Raw genomic sequence first — 21,038 nt, forward strand, 5'->3', positions numbered from 1 at the left:
TAGCACAATACATGGGCCGCACAAACGACAGATCATTAAAGGATGCCATAGAGCAGATGCTTCAGGTTTACAAGCTGAGAAGGAAGTTTGATGAGACCTCATTGATCGTTGCCTGGCCAGAAATGATGGGCAAAGCCGTAGCTAACCGGACTAAAGATATCTTTATCCGTGACCGTAAATTATTCATCAGACTGGAGTCGGCGGTAATTAAAAATGAATTGCTGATGATGCGCTCAAACATCATAGAGAAAATGAATGAACGTGCGGGAACCAGTATTATCGATGAGATAATATTCCTGTAAACTATCTGCCCCGTTCGCTAAAGTTCTTAACCAGGAGGTAGTATAGAACGGTAATAAAGAAGGCGATTGAAAATGCCTTGAGAACAAATAAATAATCAATATTACGGTCCCAGCCTCCAAAATAAGAAACCGTACCGGGAATGATAAGCATTACCAGAAAAAATATCAGGTAACGGGTTTGTAATATCTTCATTCTATTTATATAAATATTATCGCCCTGCACAAGCGAAAAACAGCTCCGGGCAGGGCGATAACAAAGGTTTCTTAGAAACGCTCGAATGCAGTGAAGAAAAAGCTTCCCTCTATCTGTGCATTTTCATCAGAGTCAGATCCGTGGATCGCATTAGCATCAATAGATTTTGCATACTTATTACGAATAGTTCCAGGCTCAGCCTTTGATGGATCAGTAGCTCCGATCAGTTTACGAAAATCTTCAACTGCATTGTCTTTTTCAAGAATAGCAGCTACAATCGGACCTGAGGACATGAAGTCAACAAGATCATTGTAAAAAGGACGCTCACTGTGAACAGCATAAAACTGTCCGGCGATATCTTTACTCAAACGAGTGTATTTTAAAGCTATAACTTTAAATCCGCCCTTAATAATATCATCTAAAATAGCTCCGGTGTGGCCATTGGCTACAGCATCGGGCTTAATCATTGTAAAAGTTCTGTTCGTTGCCATCTTATTATTTGAAAATTGCTGCAAAAGTACAGCTAATAAATCAAAGGCTAAAGGATTTTAAAAAATCAGCCCGTGTAAATCAGTAATTTTAATAGCTTTGCATTCCTTTTGACCGTACATGTTGGAAATAACCCATTTAAAAGAGTTTTTAGCTGAACCTAAGCACATTGTAATCACAACACATCCCAAGCCGGATGGTGATGCAATGGGATCTTCACTGGGTTTATACAATTATCTGATCCAAAAAGGACACCAGGTAAAGGTGATCACTCCTACCGATTACCCAAGTTTTTTACACTGGATCCCGAATAATTCTGAAGTGATCATTTTCACTGAAAAGCAGGAAGAATCTAAGCAGTTTGTAGCCAATGCGGATCTGATTTTTTGTCTCGATTTCAATGCGCTGGTAAGGATCAATGAATTAGGCATCTATGTTCGCGAATCAAAGGCAAAAAAGGTGTTGATCGATCATCATCTGGAACCTGAGGGCTTTGAAGATTACCGTCTTTGGACCACCAGCGCCTGCGCAACCGCACAATTGGTCTATGATTTCATTGTAAATATCATGGGCGACAGACATCTGTTAAATAAAGATGTAGCAAGCTGCCTTTATACAGGAATCATGACTGATACGGGATCCTTCCGTTTTCGTTCAACAACTGCTACTGTACACCAAATTGTGGCTGACCTGATCGAGTGCGGAGCAGATAATACGCTGATACATCAGTTGGTATACGATGATTTCTCACTTAACAGACTACGTTTTCTGGGACATTGCCTCCTGAATAAACTGGAAGTTTTACCGGAATATAATACTGCAATAATCGTGATCACTGCTCAGGAACTTGATCAATTTCAAATCTCGACAGGTGATACCGAAGGCATTGTCAATTATGCACTTTCCATCAGCGGAATTCGTCTGGCAGTGCTGATCATCGAACGCCAGGATGTTGTTAAATTATCTTTACGTTCAATAGGAGATTTCCCGGCCAATGAAATTTGTAAAAAATATTTCAGCGGAGGAGGACATAAAAATGCATCAGGTGGAATTTCATCAGAGAAAATAGATGCGGTAAGGGAAAAGTTTAATGTAATTTTACCGGAATATAAATCACTTTTAGTAAAATAGTACGTTAAACGATTTAGTAATAAACACAAACAGCAAATAATTAATAAACGAATAAACCAAAAAAGAAGATATCAGGAGTAAAAATTAAAATCTCATGGTAGAATCATTAAAAAAACAAATGTATATTTCAAGATGAAAAAATTAGTAATCGTATTAGGGCTGGCAGTTACGGGATTAGCCGGTTGCAGCAATTTTGAAAAAGGTGAGGGAGATATGTTGTATAAGATCCACACTGACAAATCAGGAGAAACAATTAAAGAAGGTGATTTCGTAGCGTTCAAAGCTGTTGAAAAAACTGAAGGAGATTCAGTGTTGTACAGTTCATACGATTATGACCGTCCGTCATTATTAGTTAAAGAAAAATCTGTATTCAAAGGAGACCTTTTTGCTGCTCTTGGTCTGTTAAGTGAAGGTGATAGTGCAACATTCAAAATCAACATCGACTCAATGGTTCAAAAAATGGGCCGTCCTCAACCTTCAGATACCACAAAGAAATATCTGATCTACACAATTAAAATTGACAAAGTAATTCCAAAAGGTAAATTGACCGACAGTCTTTTCCGTGGAAAGATCGATGCTTTCCTGAAAGCTGAAATGGACCAGGCTAAAACTGGTGAAGTAACTAAGTTGAAAGCTTATGTTTCAGCAAAAAGTTTAAAACCAACAGTAACTGCATCAGGATTGAATTATGTTGTTACCACTCAGGGAAGCGGTCCAAAAGCTAACCCGGGTGATACTGTATTAGTAAATTATACAGGAATGTTCTTAAGCGGAAAAGTATTTGACAGCAGCTTAGCTGATGTAGCTAAAAAGAACGGAACATTTAATCCTCAGCGTCCTTATGAGCCACTTAAGCTTCCGGTTGGAATGAATGGTTCAATCGCTGGATTCGAAGAAGGATTAATGCTATTACCAAAAGGCGCTAAAGCAACCTTGATCTTACCTTCAAGCCTGGCTTATGGTGAGCAGGGAAATCAGGGAATTCCTCCATTTACTCCTCTTATATTTGAAGTGGATGTGGTGAATATCATCCCTGCAAAAGCAGGATCTGTAATAGCTCCTCCACCTGCACCAGTACCTGCTGTTAAATAATCAGAATTATAATCATATAAAAAAGGCTTCCCGGATATCCGGGAAGCCTTTTTTGTATTACTGACAGGAGTTTAGCACCTGTGAGCAGAATATATTAAACCTTTACGGCATTAGCCATTACATCCTTATAATACTGTTCGTAAATAGGAAGGATAAGACTCAACTCAAATTCTTTTGCACGATTAAGAGCTCCCTCTTTAAATAAAGCCAGTTGCTCATCATCCTTTAAAATGAAGATAGCATGAGCAGCCATGGCATCGATATCGCCCACATTATCCATAAAACCGGTAACACCATTAATATTTAGCTCTGGCAGACCACCAGCATTGGATGTGATCACAGGAACCTTACAGGCCATAGCCTCGAGTGCAGCCAATCCAAAGCTTTCTGATTCAGATGGCATAATGAACAGATCAGAAACAGACAGAATTTCTTCTACTGCATCCTGTTTTCCTAAAAAGCGAACACTATCACATATTTCAAGATCACGGCAAAGCTGTTCGCAATACACACGCTCCGGTCCGTCGCCAACCATTAAAAGTTTGGAGGGTATCTCCTTTTGAATTTTTTCAAAAATATGGACCACATCCTGAGTCCTTTTTACCTTTCTGAAATTTGAAGTATGGACTACTATTCGCTCATTATTGGGTGCGATAGCAAGTTTAAAGTGATCTTTTGCCTTCAGACTAAAACGCTCCAGATCAATAAAATTCGGTATTACTTTGATGTCCTTGTTAACTTCAAAGTGCTTATAGGTATCTTCTTTCAGGTTTTCTGAAACGGCAGTCACACCATCAGACTGATTGATAGAAAAAGTAACAACAGGCTTATAAGTAGGATCTTTCCCAACAAGGGTAATATCTGTTCCGTGTAGTGTTGTCACAACCGGAATATGAATTCCGAAGGTGGCCAGGATCTGCTTTGCCATAAATGCTGCCGAAGCATGCGGTATGGCATAATGTACATGCAAAAGATCTAGCTTCTCAAATCGTACCACGTCTACCAGCTTACTTGCTAAGGCAAGTTCATAAGGCGGATAATCAAACAGCGGATAGTTGGAAACTGAAACTTCATGGTAGAATAGGTTCTCGGAAAAAAAATCAAGACGCGCCGGCTGTCTGTACGTTATAAAATGTACCTGATGCCCGTTATCAGCGAGGGCCTTTCCTAATTCGGTGGCTACCACCCCGCTACCGCCGAAGGTAGGATAACATACAATTCCAATTTTCATAGTGGATCTTAACTGTAGGCAAATTTAATAAAAATGTAGCTAACAGTCCGTAATAACAGATTAACCTGATTTTAAGCAACAACACAAAGTAAATTGATTAAGTGGATAGTATTGTTAACTTAATGTAACAAATACTATCCTGAAAATGACAAAAAAAGATCAGTTCCCTATGGCCTCATAGATCACATCCTGAATTCTTCCGCGGATATTCAGTTCGATCAATTTTGTGCTGACACCCGGGTTTACCCTGTTCGACAAGAAAATATAGACCAGATTATACTTCGGATCGACCCAAACGCAGGTTCCTGTATAGCCGGTATGACCAAAGGTTTGTGGTGATGCCAGTCTGGAAGGATATCCCTTGGTACTTTCAGGATCCCAGCGATCAAAACCGAGGCCGCGGCGGCTCACATCCGATTGTTTTGCCGTGAACATATCAACCGTACCCGGTTTAAAGTATTCAGTTCCACCGTAAGAACCTCTGTTCAATAGCATCTGGTATAAAATAGCGAGGTCATTCGTGCTTGAAAATAGTCCCGCATGCCCCGAAACACCCCCAACCATGGCAGCTCCCTGATCATGTACATAACCTTCAAGCAATGTTTTCCTGAAGGCCTGATCATCTTCGGTTGGAATGATCTCATCCTTTGAGAACCGAAGACGCGGATTGAAACCAGCTCTGGTCATCCCCAAAGGCTTATAGAACTGATCCATGACATAATTTTCCATAGGCTTACCGGATTGCCTCTCAACCATCTCCTTCATGAAATACATGCTCAAATCGCTATAAACATATTTTCCACGATTTGCCAGTGTTGAATTAAGCATCTGGGGCCACATCACCTTTGCGAAGTACCCTTTTCTGATAAAATAATTATCTGCCACCTTGGTTGGAAAGGCTGCTGTTGAATCGCGTCTAAAATCACTTTCAATCAGGTTTCTGTAGAATGGAATATATGGAATAAAACCTGCCTGATGAAGCATAACCTCACGGACAGAGATCTCAGTTTTATTGGTACTGCGAGCTTTTGGAATGTAAGCCCCAACATTTGTATCAAGCTTAAGCTTTTCCTGTTCAAAAAGACGCATCACAGCCATGGTTGTAGCGGATGTTTTTGTAACTGACGCAAGATCATAAATGTCATTGATTCGGGTAGGTGTGCTGTCTGTATAGGTTCTGGTGCCAAAAGCCTTATTATAGATAACCTTACCGTCAAGCACCACCATCACAACCGCACCGGGAGCTGCCTTTGAACGGATAGCTTCGGCAGCGATCTCATCAATCCCTCTCAGCGCTGCACTATTGATACCGACTTCCTCGGGAACGGTATATTTTAACCTGTTTACAATGCTTTCAAATCCCGAGCCCGAAGTATAGTTTGCAGAAATATCCTGCTTAAGTTTTGCCATTGCCGCTACTCCTCCGAAAATAAGCTGAGCCGCAAAATTGGAAGACTCATCAGATTTTTTTTCTGACCAGATCAAGGGTGCTTTTAAAAAATTCAATAATTTAAGACTTTGCACATCGCCAGAAAGGCTAACAATAATCTGTTTATTCAATTGAAGATCTAATAATAAAGGAATGGTGCGCGGGTCATTCAGAGATTGATCTGTAACCTGAATAATTATAGTATTATAAAACTTAAGATCATCATTCAGCTCATTGAAGCTCAGCATATCATAATTATAAGCTGAAGACTCAAATCGCCTGACCAGTGTGTACTTATTTAAAATACTATCAAATTCCGATGAAAATGCAGACCCAATATTGACACTTGCAATGGTCAGATTCTGCAAACTTTTTAAAGGAATCAGCTTCCCCTCATTATTAAGTAATACTGTGGATCTTTCAATATTCTTCTCTTCCTTCAAAAAAGCTTCATTCCTTAAATGCTCAGTAGTTTGAGCACAGGCAGACACCGAAAATAAAACTACCACACAAAAAGCGGTAACAACAGGACTAAACCTGAACAAATTATTTAGTATAAACATTTTCACCATTTAAATACGTTTTTAAAACCTTAGCCTTAAAGAGCGAGGCTGCATCCGCTTTCATGAGATCCTGATCAAGGATGACAAAATCTGCAAACTTCCCGGCTTCCAGGCTACCCTTTTCTTTTTCCTCAAAATTCCCCTTTGCTGCCCAGATGGTCATCCCTCTGATCGCCTCTTCCCGGCTCAGGGCATTTTCCATCTGATACCCATTTTCAGGATAACTCTTCATATCCTTCCTTACAACTGCTGCATAAAAGGTTAACATCGGATTAATATCCTCAACAGGAAAATCCGTTCCCAATACCAGCCAGCCATTTTGATCCAGCAATTGTTTAAAAGCATAGGCACCTTTTACACGATTGGGACCAAGCCTGTCGGCAGCCCAATACATATCTGAAGTGGCATGAGTGCTTTGAACGGAAGGAATCACACTATTATTGCCGAATAATTTAAAATCCGCTTCATTTACAACCTGTGCATGCTCTATCCGCCAGCGGGCATCGTTTTTGCCTTTTAAAACTCTTCCGTATACATTTAAGATCTCACGGTTTGCTGAATCACCAATAGCATGGGTATTCATCTGAAAGCCCTTTTCAGCTATTTTTAGTGCCACCTCCTCAAAATGCTTTTTATCACTCAACAGAAAACCTGAAGTGGTCGGCTTATCCGAATATGGCTCCAGAAGACAGGCGCCGCGGGAACCCAAAGCACCATCCATATAAACTTTGAAAGACCTGACATTTAAACGATCTGTTTTGATCGCTCCGGTCTTGAACAGGTATTCATAATTGGCGGCATTGTCTGAAAGCATTCCATAGATCCGCATTTTAAGCTGATCACTTTTTTGCAGGTCAGTTATTACCGGAATAAGCTCATGGCTGATACCACAATCCGTTACAGTAGTAAGACCTACAGCGAAACAATTCTTCTGAGCATCTAACAGTGATTCGCTAATCTGCTTTGCCGAAGGGGGTGGAACCTTCGAGAAAACCAGTCCCTCAGCATTATCCACAAGTATTCCTGTTAATTTTCCATTAACAGTCTCTATTTCGCCGCCACCAATCTTCTGACCAGGTTTTAGTCCTGCCAGATCCAAAGCAAATTTATTAGCAATAGCAGCATGTCCATCAACCCGGGTAAGAATTACGGGCCTGTTTGGGAATAATTCATTGAGTTTTTGATTATCAGGAAACTCTTTCACAGACCAGTCGTTCTGATCCCAGCCTCTGCCGATGATCCATCCTTCAGGATTTTCAAGGCTAAATGCTTTTAACTTTTCAAGAATCTCCTCCCAGCTTTTTGTCCCGACAAGATCTGCATTCTGCAAACCTGTTCCGTAACCATAAAAATGAGCATGCCCATCAATGAAGCCCGGAAAGATAGCCTTGCCTTCTGCATCGACCTTCTGCCCCTGATACTTTTTCAAAATATCTTCAGAAGTGCCCAGCTCAAGGATCTTTCCATCCTTAACGGCAAAAGCCTCTGCCCTTGAAAACTGTTCATCAACAGTATAAACCATCCCATTGTGAACGATAAGATCAGCCTCTTTTTGAGAACTGCATGAAAACAAAAAAACAAAGCTTAATAACCAAAGAATATTCCTTGCCATATATTTTTTTGAATTAGGTGATCATTTGATCGGTAAATATAAATCATTGCAGAGAATATGACCTTTAAATAAACATTTAAAATAATCTGATCGCAGTTCAAAGACAAATGATGGGATAAAAAATATTCTATTTTAAGAGTAAATAATATTTTATTTTTTAACTATCTTTAATACAGTTACTTGTAAGGTCAATAATGATTTTTACATTGATAATTGAATCGTTCTAATTCGGTAATTCCAAATTCTTATAAGATGAAAAAGAAGATCATAAAAGGAATTAAGTACTTCGTACTATTGGTTGTTGTCGCTATAACAGGATTACTTAGTTATATCAGCTTCGCACTTCCTGATGTTGGCGATCCGGAAGCCATTAGCATTGAAATAAGCCCTGAGAGGGTGGAAAGAGGAAAGTACCTGGCCAACAGTGTCAATGCCTGCCTGGATTGCCATTCAACCCGCGACTGGAGTAAATTTGCTGGTCCTCTGGTAGAGGGTACTCTTGGAAAGGGCGGTCAGGAATTCAACCAGGATTTTGGGCTACCGGGCACTTTTTATTCCAAAAATATCACTCCTTTTGCATTAAAAGACTGGACTAACGGTGAAATATTGAGAGCAATATCTTCCGGAGTAAGCAAGGATGGCAGTCCCATATTTCCGTTGATGCCACATCCTAATTATGGTAAGGCAGACCGTGAGGATCTATATTCAATTATAGCCTATATAAGAACTCTGCAGCCTATAGATAACATAGTCCCAAAATCAAAACCTGATTTTCCAATGAACTTTATCATTCATACTATCCCTCAAAAGGCTCAATTTTCAAAAATTCCAGACCAAAATGATCAGGTGGCCTATGGTGCCTACCTTTTTAATTCTGCCGACTGCGGGACCTGCCATTCGAAGCATGAAAAAGGTGTACCCGTACCTGGTATGGAACTGGCCGGAGGATATGAATTTAAAATGCCCCGCGGCGGTATTGTTCGTTCTGCAAATATAAGTCCGGATAAAGAAACAGGGATCGGTAACTGGTCGGAAGAATTCTTTGTAAACCGTTTTAAAACCTATGCTGATAGTGCCTACAAGCCTATTGAAGTAAAACCCGGAGAGTTTAATACAGTGATGCCATGGATGATGTTTGCAACTATGACACAGGAAGATCTGAAAGCGATCTATGCCTATCTGCGCACTGTTAAACCAATTAAAAATACGGTTGTAAAGTTCAGTAAGGAACAGAGCAATTAGTTCGGAGATCACTTTCATTAAAAATTTCCAATGCCAGGATGTAAAAAATATAGCAAGCTATATTTTTTACATCCTGGCATTATCCACATTATACCTCCCTTAAGAGTAAAAGACCTTATCTTTGAAGACTGAAAACAAGCGATCAGAAATCTGATATTTTCCTAAGGGTTTTCAGAAGAATTTAATTATGTTACGGATCACCCCGGGGTGTATTCAAGAAATAAATAAACAGAACTATTTTGTCTGATATCATAAAGCTTTTACCCGATTCGGTCGCCAATCAGATTGCAGCAGGAGAGGTGGTGCAAAGACCAGCCTCAGCACTTAAAGAACTTATTGAAAATGCCATTGATTCGGGTGCTGATAAGATCCAGATACTGATCAAGGATGCCGGAAAATCACTTATTCAGGTAATCGATAATGGCTGTGGAATGAGCCTTACAGATGCACGCATGTGCTTTGAGCGCCATGCTACTTCTAAGATATGCAAGGCCGAAGACCTGTTTGCGATCCGTACCATGGGCTTCAGGGGCGAAGCGATGGCTTCGATTGCCGCCATTGCCCAGGTTGAGTTAAAAACTCGTCGTCATGAGGATGAGCTGGGAACCTGTATTCGGATCGAAGGATCAGAGATCATCGGCCAGGAGCCTGTTTCTACCATGCCCGGAACAAGCATAAGTGTAAAAAACCTGTTTTATAATACCCCGGCACGCCGTAATTTCCTGAAGGGAAATCCGGTTGAGATCCGTCATCTCAATGATGAGTTCCAGCGTGTTGCTCTTGCAAACCCGGATATATTTTTCACACTGCACCAGGATGGAAATGAAATATTTCATTTGCCTAAAGGAAGTCTGAAACAACGCATCATCCACCTCTTTGGAAATGCCTATAATCAGAAATTAGTACCGGTTGAGGAAACAACATCCATCATTGACCTCAAAGGATATATCGGCAAACCAGAGTTCGCAAAAAAAACAAGGGGGGAGCAGTTCTTCTTTGTGAATAATCGCTTTATAAAAGACCCTTACCTTAATCATGCGGTTTTGAATGCCTTTGAAGAGGTATTAAGTGCCGACAGTTATCCGCTTTATGTTCTCTTTATTGACATCGACCCCTCGAAGATCGACATCAATGTGCATCCAACTAAAACGGAGATCAAGTACCAGGACGAAAAGGCGATCTATGCCATTATCCGTTCAGCGGTAAAACGGTCACTGGGCCGGTACAATATCAGTCCGACGCTGGATTTTAATCAGGAGACAGGCTTCAGCCAAATGATCAGCCCCAAGGCTCATGAAGACATTGTACCTCCTGCTATTTCATTCAATCCTGATTTCAATCCATTCAGCCCCGAAAAAAAGGAACGGGAGATCCCTTTTTTAAGGAACAGTCAGGAAGAAAGGAAGACCGTTACAAAAAACTGGGGTTCATTATACGAAATTGTTCAGCCCGAAGCACAACAAAACGGGCTTGAACTTGACGGGAATCGTCAGGTTGAGATTGGAAGCCAGGTATTCAAGAGCATTGGAAAACAGATATTTCAGCTGCATAATCGTTTCATCATTTCGCAGATCAAGTCTGGTTTCATGCTGATCGATCAGCAGGCCGCCCATGAGCGAATCCTGTTCGAGCGTTTCCTGGAGCACCTCGAAAGCAGACAGGGAGCCAGTCAGCAGAGTTTATTTCCTCAAACAGTTACTCTGAATGCCGTAGATTTTGAGCTTGTCAAAGAACTGTTAACAGACATACAATCCCTTGGCTTTCAGATACGTGAGTTCGGCAAAAACACCATGATCATTGAAGGTGTACCTGCAGATATCGGTACAAACATCAGCGAGCTTGAAATCCTGGAACACCTTTTAGAAGGGTTTAAAAATAACCAAAGTGCATTAAAACTCAATAAGCGCGATAGCCTGGCACGGGCTCTTGCACGCAATACATCGATCAAATCAGGACAATCACTATCGTCAGAAGAGATGAATCTGCTGATCGATGAATTATTTGCCTGCGAAATGCCTAATACTTCACTTAGTGGAAAGCCTGTAATCAGTACCTTTACGCTGGAAGAGTTATTACAACGATTTGAAAAGTAACACCATCGACATTTATCTATGACCCCATTCGCCAATATTCCTCCGGTAGTAAAGAATCTGCTGATCATCAATATCATTTTCTATGTAGCAACGCTGATGTTTGGCGGTCCTATGATGACCCAGATATTGGGAGTGCATTATTTTGACGGGCCAGACTTCAGGATCTGGCAGGTGATCACCTATATGTTCATGCATGATTATTCTTCGCTGTTCCATATCATGTTCAATATGTTTGCCCTTTATACTTTCGGATCATCACTGGAGTACGTTATGGGATCCAAACGGTTCCTTAACTTCTACCTGATCACCGGACTTGGGGCATTGGCATTGCAGCTGATGGTACAGAGTATTGAAGTTTACAACATTACCGGAAGCGCCGTTAATAATGGTTCATTCATGATCGATTCAGTTAAAAGGACCATCTCCTTTAATCCCGACCTTATCAGCCAGGATCAGGCTTCTACACTTTTAGGAATTTACCTCACCCCAATGGTTGGTGCATCCGGTGCGATATTTGGCTTATTGATCGCCTTTGGAATGCTGTTTCCCAATGCAGAACTCTTCATTATGTTCATCCCAGTTCCTGTAAAAGCAAAATATATTATTCCAGTTTATGTTATCCTTGAGTTATTCCTGGGTGTAAAACAATTTTCAGGTGATTCTGTTGCTCACTTTGCCCATCTGGGCGGAGCATTATTTGGTTTTATTTTAATTAAAATGTGGCACTTTAAGCGCCGAGACAATTTTTATGAATAGATCAATTTTTAGCGAATTATTCAATAAAGCATTCCGTTCCGGGAATCCGCTGTTCCTCTTTATCGGGATCAATATTCTGGTTTTTACTGCCATCAACCTTTTTGCACTAGGCGAATACCTGGTTGGGGGCCAATCTTCAGGTGCCGACTGGCTCACAAGCCAGGTATCAGTGCCTGCCTACTATGCTGATCTTCCACTTAAATTCTGGACCATCATTACCTATATGTTCGTGCAGCGTGATTTCTTTCATCTTTTGTTTAATATGCTCTGGATGTATTGGATGGGGCTCATTTTCATGGACTTCCTGAATAAACGCCAGTTCATATTCGTTTATTTTTCAGGTGGAATAGCAGGTGCCCTGCTTTATTTACTGGCATACAATACAATCCCTGTATTTATGAACAGCGCACAGAACTCTATCCTGCTTGGATCTTCAGCGAGTGTAATGGCCATTGTGGTAGCTACTGCAACACTGGTACCTGATTTCACTATACGTCTCATGCTTTTCGGTACTGTGCGCTTGAAATATCTGGCCATGGCCTATTTTGTGCTCGATATTATTGGTATGGGTGGTGGGAACCCAGGTGGAAGTATTGCCCATATCGGGGGTGCATTAATGGGATTTATTTTCATCAAGCAATTGCAAAGCGGAAATGACCTCAGCAAAATTCTAACTAAACGGTCAAAGCTAAAGGTTGTTAAAAGCACCGAAAGCAAACCTGTAAAGAATGATTTTACTGATCAGGCTACTATAGACAGTATCCTGGATAAGATCTCAAAATCAGGATACGACAGCCTGAGTAAAACAGAAAAGGAGCAATTGTTCAAAGCCAGTAAAAAATAATGAACCGCCGTATAAGAAAAAGACCGGGCATCCACATCTTCAGCAAGTTCGTCCTTACAATGAATGTTTTTGCTGTTGCAGCACTTCTTTTAAGCTATCTGGCATCCTATATTGACCCTGCAAAATTCTGGGTCATCTCCTTTTTTGGTCTTGCCTACCCTGCCATATTAGCCATCAATATTCTATTCATAATCTATTGGCTTTTACGCATGCCTAAACTGGCTATGATATCCGGAATAACGATAATTGCAGGCTGGAGCGTGATCCTGAATTACATAGGATTCAGAGAAAGTACGGCAATCATGGTGCCTAAATCATCTGAGAGCTTTTTAAGGGTAATGACCTATAACGTACATAATTTCAAGCAGTTCGGGGATAAGAACGATAAATTCACCAAAGAACTTATCCTCGACATTATCAGAAATGAACAACCCGATGTTATTTGTTTTCAGGAGTTCTTCAGCAGAAAAAGAGGTGAATATAATTTCAGGAAACTGATCCTTCAGATCCTTGAAACTGAACACTATTACTTCAAGCCTTCTACAGATAATGGTTATGAGGCTATAGGAATGGCCATATTTTCAAAATTCCCAATCGTTAATAAAGGCAATATTCAGTTTGCTAAAAAGATGAACTGGAATGAGGCAGTGTATGCTGACATAAAGAAAGGTGATAAGACCTTCAGAATTTATAATGTGCATTTCCAGTCTATAAATTTTCAGCCGGAAGATTATCGATATTTAAAGAAGGTAACCAGTGAGATCGAAACAGATGTAGAATCCTCAAAAAAGATTGGTTACAGGCTTAAACAGGCATTTATTAAACGCAGTAATCAGGCAAGAATGCTGAAAGAGCATACTGAAAAGAGCCCTCTCCCTTATATTATAGCAGGCGATTTTAATGATACGCCTATCTCTTATACGGTAAAGACAATTTCAAGGGGTATGAATAATAGTTTCAGAGAAATGGGTAGCGGATTTGGTGTAACCTATAACGGGGCATTCCCAAACTTTCAGATAGATTATATATTCACTTCGCCGGAATTTACTGTAAAAAATTACCTGATCATCAACAAAAAATTATCAGATCACTATCCTGTCCGGACCGACCTGGAATTAAAATAAAAGCTGTCAATATCCCCGAAAAATCGATTTCCAATTTTTAAATTTGCACTATGGATAGTAATCTGGTCATTTATAATACCCTTTCGAGAACTAAAGAAAAATTCGAGCCTCTTCATCCGCCATTGGTTGGATTGTATGTTTGCGGCCCAACTGTTTACAGTGATGTTCATTTAGGAAATTGCCGCACTTTTGTCTCGTTTGACCTGATCTACCGCTATCTGCTGCATTCCGGATATAAGGTAAGATATGTCCGTAATATCACAGATGCAGGTCATCTTGAGGGTGATATGGATGAAGGAGATGATAAATTCGCCAAAAAAGCCAGGCTTGAGCAGCTGGAGCCGATGGAGATCGTTCAAAAATACACACTTGGTTTCCATGATGTAATGAGGCTTTTTAATGCTCTTCCTCCCAATATTGAGCCAACCGCAACGGGTCATATTATTGAGCAGATCGAAATGGTTAAGCAGATCCTTGAGAATGGATATGCCTATGAAGTAAATGGCACCGTTTATTTTGATGTAGAAAAATATTGCAAAGAGTTTAATTATACAATATTAACTAACAGGCAGTTAGATGATCTGCTGGAAAATACCAGAGAGCTGGGCGGTCAAAATGAAAAGAGAGGAAGGCTTGATTTTGCACTCTGGATCAAAGCAAAACCTGAGCATATTATGCGCTGGCCTTCCCCATGGGGAGTAGGTTTCCCGGGCTGGCATATTGAATGTTCTGCTATGAGCAGTAAATACCTGGGCGATAATTTTGACATCCACGGAGGAGGTATGGATCTTGCAGCTACCCATCATACCAATGAGATCGCACAATCCCAGGCTTGTAATCATGTTACTCCGGCTAAATACTGGATGCATACCAATATGCTTACAGTGAATGGTACCCGAATGTCAAAATCAAAAGGTAATGGGTTTTTACCCTATGAGCTTTTTACGGGTGAACACGAACTGCTTTCCCGCGGCTTCTCCCCTATGTCTGTACGGTTCTTTATGCTTCAGGCACATTACAGAAGCACATTAGATTTTTCCAACGAGGCATTAGAAGCATCCGACAAGGGCTTTAAGCGCCTGATGAATGCCTATTCATTACTTGAGAAATTAAGTCCCGCACAGCAATCTGAGATCGATCTGAAAAGCTTGTCTGACAGATGTTACGCAGCCATGAACGATGACTTTAACAGCCCCGTTCTTATCGCCGAGCTATTCGAAGCTGTTCACCTTATCAACAGTATCTATGATGGTAAAACAGCTGCAACACTGGCTGACATTGCTGATCTGAAGAAACTGATGAACAATTTTGTTTTTGAAGTGTTAGGACTTAAAGAAGAAAGCGACCAGACCGATGATATGGGAAAGCTGCTTGATTTCATCATCGGATTACGAACTGAAGCTAAGTCAAATAAAGATTATGCTACTTCAGACAAGATCAGAATTGGCTTAAACTCTTTAGGGATCCAATTGAAAGACAATAAGGAGGGTACTACCTGGAACAAGATCTAAATCGAATTTAAAAAAGACCAGTGTTACCGGCAATAATTCATTGCGGAACTCAGGTTTTTATTTTGACAATGGCTATTTTCTTTATTATGGCATCATTCATGCCTACGTACTATTAATAAAAAAAATGGTATGAACCGATATCTCCTGCTTATAGCTTTATTCCTTTTAGCTTCAAAGAACAATTTTGCTCAGTTAAGCAATGGAAGAGTCAATTCACTGCTTGCAGCCGAGAACTATTTTGCTGCATATGCCAAAGATAAAGGGATCAGGGATGCATTTTTAAAGGTTTCGGATAATGAAACTATTCTGTTCAGGCCCAATCCTGTAAAAGCCGAAGACTTTTTCGACAAAAAATCAAATGATGATCAAGGTCAGCTGGACTGGACGCCTGTATTTGCCAAAATATCCAAAAGCGGCGACTGGGGTTTTACAAGCGGGCCCTATTCTTATACTTCAGCAAACGATTCAACGACTTCTTATGGGCAATACCTTTCTGTTTGGCGAGCAAATAATAAAGGAGTATGGAAATTGGCGCTAGATCTGGGTATTTCCCATCCCAAACCATTAACTGAAGCCAGTTTAAACTTTACGGACCCAAAAAGCTTTAAGTTTTTCAGACAGCCTTCAGAGGGCAGGCTGAAGCAAAGAGAGGATATGATCCTGACAACCGACAAACTATTTTCCAATACACTGATCAAAAACCAGAGTTTGGCCTATGATTCATTTTTTGCAGATGAAGGCCGACTTTTGTTCCCCGGTCATGAGCCTGTTACAGGCAAAACAAAGATCAATAATTTCCTTAGAAAACAACAGGTTAGTATTGAAACTAAACCTACCGTTGCCAACCGTGCCCCAGGAAGCGACCTTGCCTATACCTATGGAAACGCATTAATTACAAGAAATAATGTGAGCACCAAATTCCATTATGTCAGAATTTGGGAATCACAGGAAGGATTTAAATGGAATGTTATTTTGGAGATCTTCAGTCCGGCAGGAGAGTAATTGGCTCGATTTTAGCTGTAATACAGGGGCTGACAGTGTAGTTCAGGAGTGTGATCGCACTGATTCATAAAATCCATTTTGTCTGAATCTTTCTCCAGATCAGGTGACACTTAAAGCACATTACTTTAAATCTTAATGAATATAATTATGAGCACAAATCCACACAACTATAAAAATCTGCTTGAAGCTGTTGACGGCTTGCGGAACAGAGGCTTTACCTTTGATTTTCAATATCAGGATTCATGCCTGCATTGTGATAAGATAAGTGAAAAATTTGCTGCCGATGATCTTATGATCACAGAGTATTATCGCTTTGAAGGAATGAGTGATCCGGAAGATAGTTCGGTGATATATGCTTTAGAAAGCAAAGATGGCCACAAAGGAATTATTATCGATGCCTATGGCGCGTATTCCGACGAGCACATTTCAGCATTTTTATCAAATGTTAAAGTAAAAGATTAAAGCAGGTTACTGATGATCATTTCAGTACTGATCCCTTCGGCTTCCGCTTTATAATTACGGACGATACGGTGTCTGAGAATTGATTCAGCAACAGCACGTACATCTTCCTTATCAGGAGAATATTTACCGGAAATGGCGGCATGACATTTTGCACCCAGTACTAAAAACTGAGAAGCCCTTGGGCCTGCACCCCAGCTTAAGAATTTATTAATCTCATCTGTTGCTGTAGCAGTACCGGGACGAGTTTTTGCGGCAATTGATACCGCATATTCAAGAACGTTATCAGCAATAGGAATATTCCTTACCAACTGCTGGAAATAACTGATCTCTGCAGCATTCAATAACTTTTTGAGTTCCACTTTACGGTTCGCCGTGGTATTTCTAACTACCTGCAGCTCTTCTTCAAAAGATGGATAAGTAAGAAAAATATTGAACATGAAACGGTCTAACTGTGCTTCAGGTAAGGGATAAGTACCTTCCTGCTCAATAGGATTTTGAGTAGCCAGAACGAAAAATGGCTGTGGCAGCCGATGTGTCTCTCCGCTAACCGTTACAACCTTCTCCTGCATAGCCTCCAGTAAGGCTGCCTGAGTTTTTGGCGGTGTTCTGTTGATCTCATCCGCAAGAATGATGTTCGAGAAGATCGGTCCGCGTATAAATTTGAACGTACGATCCTCACCTAGGATCTCTGATCCTAAAATATCAGAAGGCATCAGATCTGGAGTAAACTGTATCCGGTTATAGCTAAGATCAAGAACCTCTGCAACAGTTTGAACAAGAAGTGTCTTTGCTAAGCCTGGAACACCCACCAAAAGGCAATGTCCGTTACTAAAGATTGAAATAAGAACTGATTTTACCACTTCATCCTGACCGACAATTACCTGTGCAATTTCTTCCCTTATCCTATTATAAGACAGGTGCAATGCATCTACGGCTTCGACATCAGAACTATAGATTTTCATTCCTTAATTTTTTGCTGTTGTCCAGCCTGCCAGTTCAGGGCATGTTTGGAATTCAGCGTCAATTTTAATGTAAGTGATCTTTCTGCGTTTTTCAAACCATTCACTGATCGTACGGTTATTCTTATCCTCAAAAGCTACTTCCTTGATCTTTGGAAAATCCTGATCCAGGCTTGCCTGATGCGGACCGGTCTTTGATTTAAGACTTAAAATACGATATCCTTTCTTTCCGTCGGCAGCAGTAAATAGTGATGGTTTAGAAATACTTCCAACCTTCATCGTATCAACTGTTAAGAAGATTTGAGGATCCAGTTTATCAGTAGGAATAAAAGTAGTACGGCTCTGAACATTCTCAGCATTCAGCATCATACCGCCATTATATTTAGTTTCATTATTATCAGAATAAAGTGTGGCTGCAGCCCCAAAATCCATCTTTTTATCTGCTAATGTTGTATAAATACTATCAATATGTGCTTTTGCACGGTCAAGACTTGCTGGTGTAGGTTCTGTTTTGATAAGGATATGTCTTACATTCACCTGCTCACCACGTCTTTCAATAACCTGCATCACGTGGAATCCAAATTCAGTTTCAATAACTGATGACAATTCACCCTGCTTAAGTTTAAACGCTGTAGCTGCAAATTCCTTAACAAGTCCGCTTCTATCCATAAAGCCCAGGTCACCACCATCACGAGCTGAACCAGGATCCTGAGAATATAAACTTGCAAGAGTAGCAAAATCTTCTCCGCCCTTGATCCTCAGTCTTAATACTTCGGCCTTATCATGAAAAACTTCCTTTTCTTCCTTGCTAAGCTTAGGATAAACTATGATCTCCGCAATTTCTACCTCAGTATTAAAGAAGGGTAAACTATCTTTTGGAATCGCATCGAAATATCGTTTAATTTCAAGAGGAGTAACCGCTACATTCTCGGTGATCTTGGCTTGCATTTTCTGTGCAACCAGCATCTCTTTGATATCCGGTCTGATCTCATCCTTATATTGTATCAATGAACGGCCAAGAAAGGTTTCCAGGCGTTCCTGCCCTCCTGCCCTTCCACTCATTGCACGTAAACGTCTTTCAATTTCACCATCAATCTGATCATCAGTTACAGTAACGGAGTCAATAATTGCCTGCTGACCAAGGATCTTCTGCGAAAGCTGACTTTGCAAAATACTGCATTTAATAGCAGGATCTGCCGGGTTTCCCTGAGCCAGGTATTGCGAGTATTGCATTTCTATTTCTGACTGCAAAATGATCGAGCTTCCTACAACCGCTGCTACTTTATCAAGGGATTTAGATTTTGTTTGTGCGCTTACCTGGACAAGGGTAAAAAATAATAGTCCGGTTAATATCCCTAAGGTCTTTCTCATTTCTTGTATTTCTCTTATTTCAAGCAGTTTAAAAACTGCAAAATTCATTGTATTCCCTATAAAAAACATAAGCCCCTATAAGAGCTTGTTAACTAATTGAATTCTGCAAAATTATCAGATATAATTCATAATTCAATTATTTAAATAAATAGGTGTCGTTTTTAGGTAAAAAACCCTTAATTGACCCCTTTAGAACAAACATACTTCATAAAATGTTTAATATGAGCCCGGTTCAAAAATCAGTCATACTACACAGAACTGCTAAGTTAAGCTTTTGAAAAAGAAGCTGCATCCATTTAACTAATTTTAACAGATGCTTTATTAAGTTTGCATCTGCTTTAAGGTTAAAAAAAACTAATTCATGTCTACCCTTCATACAAATGAATTCAATGCGCTCAAACTCTTAATGACCGAGGATATTTACATCCTTGATCAAAAGGCTGAGCATCCTGAAAATAGTATTAAGACTGAGAAGCCCACTGAGCCAGATAAGGCTGTTCAGGCCGAAAGAACAATGCTGCCTGAAATACCTGCTGCTTTACCTGTTCCAGAGCCTGCAGAAATAAAAAAGGCTAAAGAATTCACATACCTCGGCGAAAACAACAAGTATTTCCTGATCCTGATCGATGATACAAAGAACAGGGAGATAAGCAGCCTGCATAAAGAAACTCTCCTTAAGATCATGTCTGCCAAAGGTTTGGAATTAAGGGATCTTGCCATTCTAAATTTAGATCAGTTCCCTGACACTACCATCAGTGAGATAAAGGAGTTTTTTAGCTGCAGCAAACTGGTACTTTTCGGAATTAATCCCCAGCGGATCGCACTTCCCGGTATCAGTTCCAATAAAGTGGAGAATCATGCCAATGTGAAGCTTTTCAGCACCTTCAGTATCGATGAAATGATCAGTGATGTTACTAAGAAAAAAGAGTTCTGGGCAATAATGAAGGAATTTTAATATGGAACTTGTTTTCGCGAGCAATAACCAGCATAAGGTTGATGAAGTACAGGCGATGATCGGGAGTAATATTATCCTGAAAAGCCTGAATGATATTGGATGCCTGGATGAAATTCCTGAAACGGGAGATACCTTTGCTGAAAATGCAGGTCAGAAAAGCCGTTATGTTTATGAACGCTACCATATAGATTGCTTTGCCGATGATTCGGGGCTCGAAATAGATGCTTTAGGTGGTGAGCCGGGCGTAAATTCTGCCCATTATTCCGGAAGTCGTGATTTTGAGGACAATATGAGCCTTGTTTTGGAGCGTTTATCCGGGAAAACAGATCGTAAAGCACGGTTCAAAACAGTGATATCTATGATCAAAGGAGGTAAAGAGCATCTTTTTGAAGGAAGTATTGAAGGCAACATCACCTTGCAGCGATCAGGAAGCAAGGGATTTGGTTATGACCCTATTTTCGTACCGGAAGGATATGATATAAGTTTCGCAGAAATGTCTCCCGAAGAGAAAAACAGGATCAGCCACCGGGCAAAAGCCATGCAGAAGCTGATCAGCTTTCTTAATTCTGAATATTCTTAAGCGCCGGCTTTGCAACTGGCTTAGGCAGCACTTTAACAGGAGCTTTTACAGGAGTCTTCGGTTCCGTACTTTTCGCAGGATCAGTTTTTGAAGGCAA

General features: G+C 40.4%; 20 protein-coding genes. 13 read left to right on the plus strand and 7 right to left on the minus strand.

The window, feature by feature from the left end; genetic code table 11:
* Positions 1-11: 11 nt before the first annotated feature.
* A complete protein-coding gene (locus tag BLR27_RS14330; protein ID WP_090706005.1) occupies positions 12-302 on the plus strand; it encodes a DUF721 domain-containing protein in 291 nt (96 codons plus the stop codon).
* A 1-nt stretch (position 303) separates the two neighbouring features.
* On the opposite strand, the gene BLR27_RS14335 is transcribed toward BLR27_RS14330, so the two are convergent.
* Together BLR27_RS14335 and BLR27_RS14340 are read right to left on the minus strand one after the other, a co-directional pair.
* Positions 304-495, minus strand: a complete 192-nt coding sequence (locus BLR27_RS14335; protein ID WP_090706007.1) for a hypothetical protein — start codon at positions 493-495, stop codon at positions 304-306.
* A gap of 71 nt (positions 496-566) precedes the next feature.
* A complete protein-coding gene (locus BLR27_RS14340) occupies positions 567-986 on the minus strand; it encodes a nucleoside-diphosphate kinase (protein ID WP_090706009.1) in 420 nt (139 codons plus the stop codon).
* Positions 987-1,104: 118 nt separating this feature from the next.
* Between BLR27_RS14340 and BLR27_RS14345 the strand changes: the two genes are divergently transcribed.
* A complete protein-coding gene (locus BLR27_RS14345) occupies positions 1,105-2,115 on the plus strand; it encodes a DHH family phosphoesterase (protein WP_090706011.1) in 1,011 nt (336 codons plus the stop codon).
* A 132-nt stretch (positions 2,116-2,247) separates the two neighbouring features.
* Complete coding sequence (locus BLR27_RS14350) at positions 2,248-3,207, plus strand: FKBP-type peptidyl-prolyl cis-trans isomerase (protein ID WP_090706012.1); 960 nt, start codon at positions 2,248-2,250, stop codon at positions 3,205-3,207.
* Positions 3,208-3,301: 94 nt separating this feature from the next.
* Here BLR27_RS14350 and bshA read toward each other — a convergent pair whose 3' ends face one another.
* From bshA to BLR27_RS14365, 3 genes are all read right to left on the minus strand, one after another.
* On the minus strand, positions 3,302-4,438 hold the full coding sequence (gene bshA, locus BLR27_RS14355) for an N-acetyl-alpha-D-glucosaminyl L-malate synthase BshA (RefSeq protein WP_090706014.1): 1,137 nt from the start codon (positions 4,436-4,438) through the stop codon (positions 3,302-3,304).
* Between the two features lie 159 nt (positions 4,439-4,597).
* Complete coding sequence (locus BLR27_RS14360; RefSeq protein WP_245704529.1) at positions 4,598-6,430, minus strand: serine hydrolase domain-containing protein; 1,833 nt, start codon at positions 6,428-6,430, stop codon at positions 4,598-4,600.
* Complete coding sequence (locus tag BLR27_RS14365) at positions 6,414-8,042, minus strand: amidohydrolase (protein ID WP_090706018.1); 1,629 nt, start codon at positions 8,040-8,042, stop codon at positions 6,414-6,416. The genes BLR27_RS14360 and BLR27_RS14365 overlap by 17 nt, the downstream gene beginning before the upstream one ends.
* A 252-nt stretch (positions 8,043-8,294) precedes the next feature.
* Between BLR27_RS14365 and BLR27_RS14370 the strand changes: the two genes are divergently transcribed.
* The 8 genes from BLR27_RS14370 (at position 8,295) to BLR27_RS14405 (ending at position 17,076) form a co-directional block, all read left to right on the plus strand.
* Positions 8,295-9,284, plus strand: coding sequence for a c-type cytochrome (locus tag BLR27_RS14370; protein ID WP_090706020.1), 990 nt, complete (start codon positions 8,295-8,297; stop codon positions 9,282-9,284).
* Between the two features lie 239 nt (positions 9,285-9,523).
* A complete protein-coding gene (mutL, locus tag BLR27_RS14375) occupies positions 9,524-11,377 on the plus strand; it encodes a DNA mismatch repair endonuclease MutL (protein WP_090706021.1) in 1,854 nt (617 codons plus the stop codon).
* An 18-nt stretch (positions 11,378-11,395) separates the two neighbouring features.
* Positions 11,396-12,133 carry a rhomboid family intramembrane serine protease gene (locus tag BLR27_RS14380; protein WP_090706023.1) on the plus strand — a complete coding sequence of 246 codons (738 nt, stop codon included), beginning with the start codon at positions 11,396-11,398 and terminating at the stop codon, positions 12,131-12,133.
* Positions 12,126-12,977, plus strand: a complete 852-nt coding sequence (locus BLR27_RS14385) for a rhomboid family intramembrane serine protease (RefSeq protein WP_090706024.1) — start codon at positions 12,126-12,128, stop codon at positions 12,975-12,977. Before BLR27_RS14380 ends, BLR27_RS14385 begins: the two co-directional genes overlap by 8 nt.
* Positions 12,977-14,101, plus strand: coding sequence for an endonuclease/exonuclease/phosphatase family protein (locus BLR27_RS14390; RefSeq protein WP_090706026.1), 1,125 nt, complete (start codon positions 12,977-12,979; stop codon positions 14,099-14,101). The genes BLR27_RS14385 and BLR27_RS14390 overlap by 1 nt, the downstream gene beginning before the upstream one ends.
* Before the next feature lie 50 nt (positions 14,102-14,151).
* Positions 14,152-15,612, plus strand: coding sequence for a cysteine--tRNA ligase (gene cysS, locus BLR27_RS14395; protein WP_090706027.1), 1,461 nt, complete (start codon positions 14,152-14,154; stop codon positions 15,610-15,612).
* 129 nt (positions 15,613-15,741) lie between these two features.
* Entirely contained in the window at positions 15,742-16,614 is an 873-nt protein-coding gene (locus BLR27_RS14400; protein WP_090706028.1) for a Cif family virulence factor, read from the plus strand.
* A 147-nt stretch (positions 16,615-16,761) separates the two neighbouring features.
* Entirely contained in the window at positions 16,762-17,076 is a 315-nt protein-coding gene (locus BLR27_RS14405; RefSeq protein ID WP_090706030.1) for a phosphoribosylpyrophosphate synthetase, read from the plus strand.
* Here BLR27_RS14405 and BLR27_RS14410 read toward each other — a convergent pair.
* Both BLR27_RS14410 and BLR27_RS14415 read right to left on the minus strand, forming a co-directional pair.
* The gene (locus tag BLR27_RS14410; RefSeq protein WP_090706032.1) at positions 17,073-18,038 is read right to left on the minus strand and encodes an AAA family ATPase; all 966 of its coding nucleotides are present in this window, start codon (positions 18,036-18,038) and stop codon (positions 17,073-17,075) included. The genes BLR27_RS14405 and BLR27_RS14410 overlap by 4 nt on opposite strands.
* Positions 18,039-18,041: 3 nt before the next feature.
* A complete protein-coding gene (locus tag BLR27_RS14415) occupies positions 18,042-19,406 on the minus strand; it encodes a peptidylprolyl isomerase (RefSeq protein WP_090706043.1) in 1,365 nt (454 codons plus the stop codon).
* A gap of 361 nt (positions 19,407-19,767) precedes the next feature.
* On the opposite strand from BLR27_RS14415, the gene BLR27_RS14420 reads away from it, so the two are divergent.
* Entirely contained in the window at positions 19,768-20,361 is a 594-nt protein-coding gene (locus tag BLR27_RS14420) for a hypothetical protein (protein WP_090706034.1), read from the plus strand.
* Between the two features lies 1 nt (position 20,362).
* Positions 20,363-20,941, plus strand: coding sequence for an RdgB/HAM1 family non-canonical purine NTP pyrophosphatase (gene rdgB / locus BLR27_RS14425; RefSeq protein WP_090706036.1), 579 nt, complete (start codon positions 20,363-20,365; stop codon positions 20,939-20,941).
* Positions 20,942-21,038: the final 97 nt, after the last annotated feature.

It is taken from the genome of Daejeonella rubra (assembly GCF_900103545.1).
Lineage (GTDB): Bacteria > Bacteroidota > Bacteroidia > Sphingobacteriales > Sphingobacteriaceae > Daejeonella > Daejeonella rubra.

Bases quoted from the DNA above. Each gene is read 5' to 3' on its own strand.
- BLR27_RS14330 (WP_090706005.1), top strand. From the start codon at position 12: ATGGGCCGCACAAACGACAGATCATTAAAGGATGCCATAGAGCAGATG.
- BLR27_RS14410 (WP_090706032.1), bottom strand. From the start codon at position 18,038: ATGAAAATCTATAGTTCTGATGTCGAAGCCGTAGATGCATTGCACCTG.
- BLR27_RS14335 (WP_090706007.1), bottom strand. From the start codon at position 495: ATGAAGATATTACAAACCCGTTACCTGATATTTTTTCTGGTAATGCTT.
- BLR27_RS14415 (WP_090706043.1), bottom strand. From the start codon at position 19,406: ATGAGAAAGACCTTAGGGATATTAACCGGACTATTATTTTTTACCCTT.
- BLR27_RS14380 (WP_090706023.1), top strand. From the start codon at position 11,396: ATGACCCCATTCGCCAATATTCCTCCGGTAGTAAAGAATCTGCTGATC.
- BLR27_RS14420 (WP_090706034.1), top strand. From the start codon at position 19,768: ATGTCTACCCTTCATACAAATGAATTCAATGCGCTCAAACTCTTAATG.
- cysS (WP_090706027.1), top strand. From the start codon at position 14,152: ATGGATAGTAATCTGGTCATTTATAATACCCTTTCGAGAACTAAAGAA.
- BLR27_RS14360 (WP_245704529.1), bottom strand. From the start codon at position 6,430: ATGTTTATACTAAATAATTTGTTCAGGTTTAGTCCTGTTGTTACCGCT.
- BLR27_RS14400 (WP_090706028.1), top strand. From the start codon at position 15,742: ATGAACCGATATCTCCTGCTTATAGCTTTATTCCTTTTAGCTTCAAAG.
- BLR27_RS14370 (WP_090706020.1), top strand. From the start codon at position 8,295: ATGAAAAAGAAGATCATAAAAGGAATTAAGTACTTCGTACTATTGGTT.
- BLR27_RS14340 (WP_090706009.1), bottom strand. From the start codon at position 986: ATGGCAACGAACAGAACTTTTACAATGATTAAGCCCGATGCTGTAGCC.
- BLR27_RS14365 (WP_090706018.1), bottom strand. From the start codon at position 8,042: ATGGCAAGGAATATTCTTTGGTTATTAAGCTTTGTTTTTTTGTTTTCA.
- BLR27_RS14385 (WP_090706024.1), top strand. From the start codon at position 12,126: ATGAATAGATCAATTTTTAGCGAATTATTCAATAAAGCATTCCGTTCC.
- bshA (WP_090706014.1), bottom strand. From the start codon at position 4,438: ATGAAAATTGGAATTGTATGTTATCCTACCTTCGGCGGTAGCGGGGTG.
- BLR27_RS14350 (WP_090706012.1), top strand. From the start codon at position 2,248: ATGAAAAAATTAGTAATCGTATTAGGGCTGGCAGTTACGGGATTAGCC.
- BLR27_RS14390 (WP_090706026.1), top strand. From the start codon at position 12,977: ATGAACCGCCGTATAAGAAAAAGACCGGGCATCCACATCTTCAGCAAG.
- BLR27_RS14345 (WP_090706011.1), top strand. From the start codon at position 1,105: ATGTTGGAAATAACCCATTTAAAAGAGTTTTTAGCTGAACCTAAGCAC.
- rdgB (WP_090706036.1), top strand. From the start codon at position 20,363: ATGGAACTTGTTTTCGCGAGCAATAACCAGCATAAGGTTGATGAAGTA.
- BLR27_RS14405 (WP_090706030.1), top strand. From the start codon at position 16,762: ATGAGCACAAATCCACACAACTATAAAAATCTGCTTGAAGCTGTTGAC.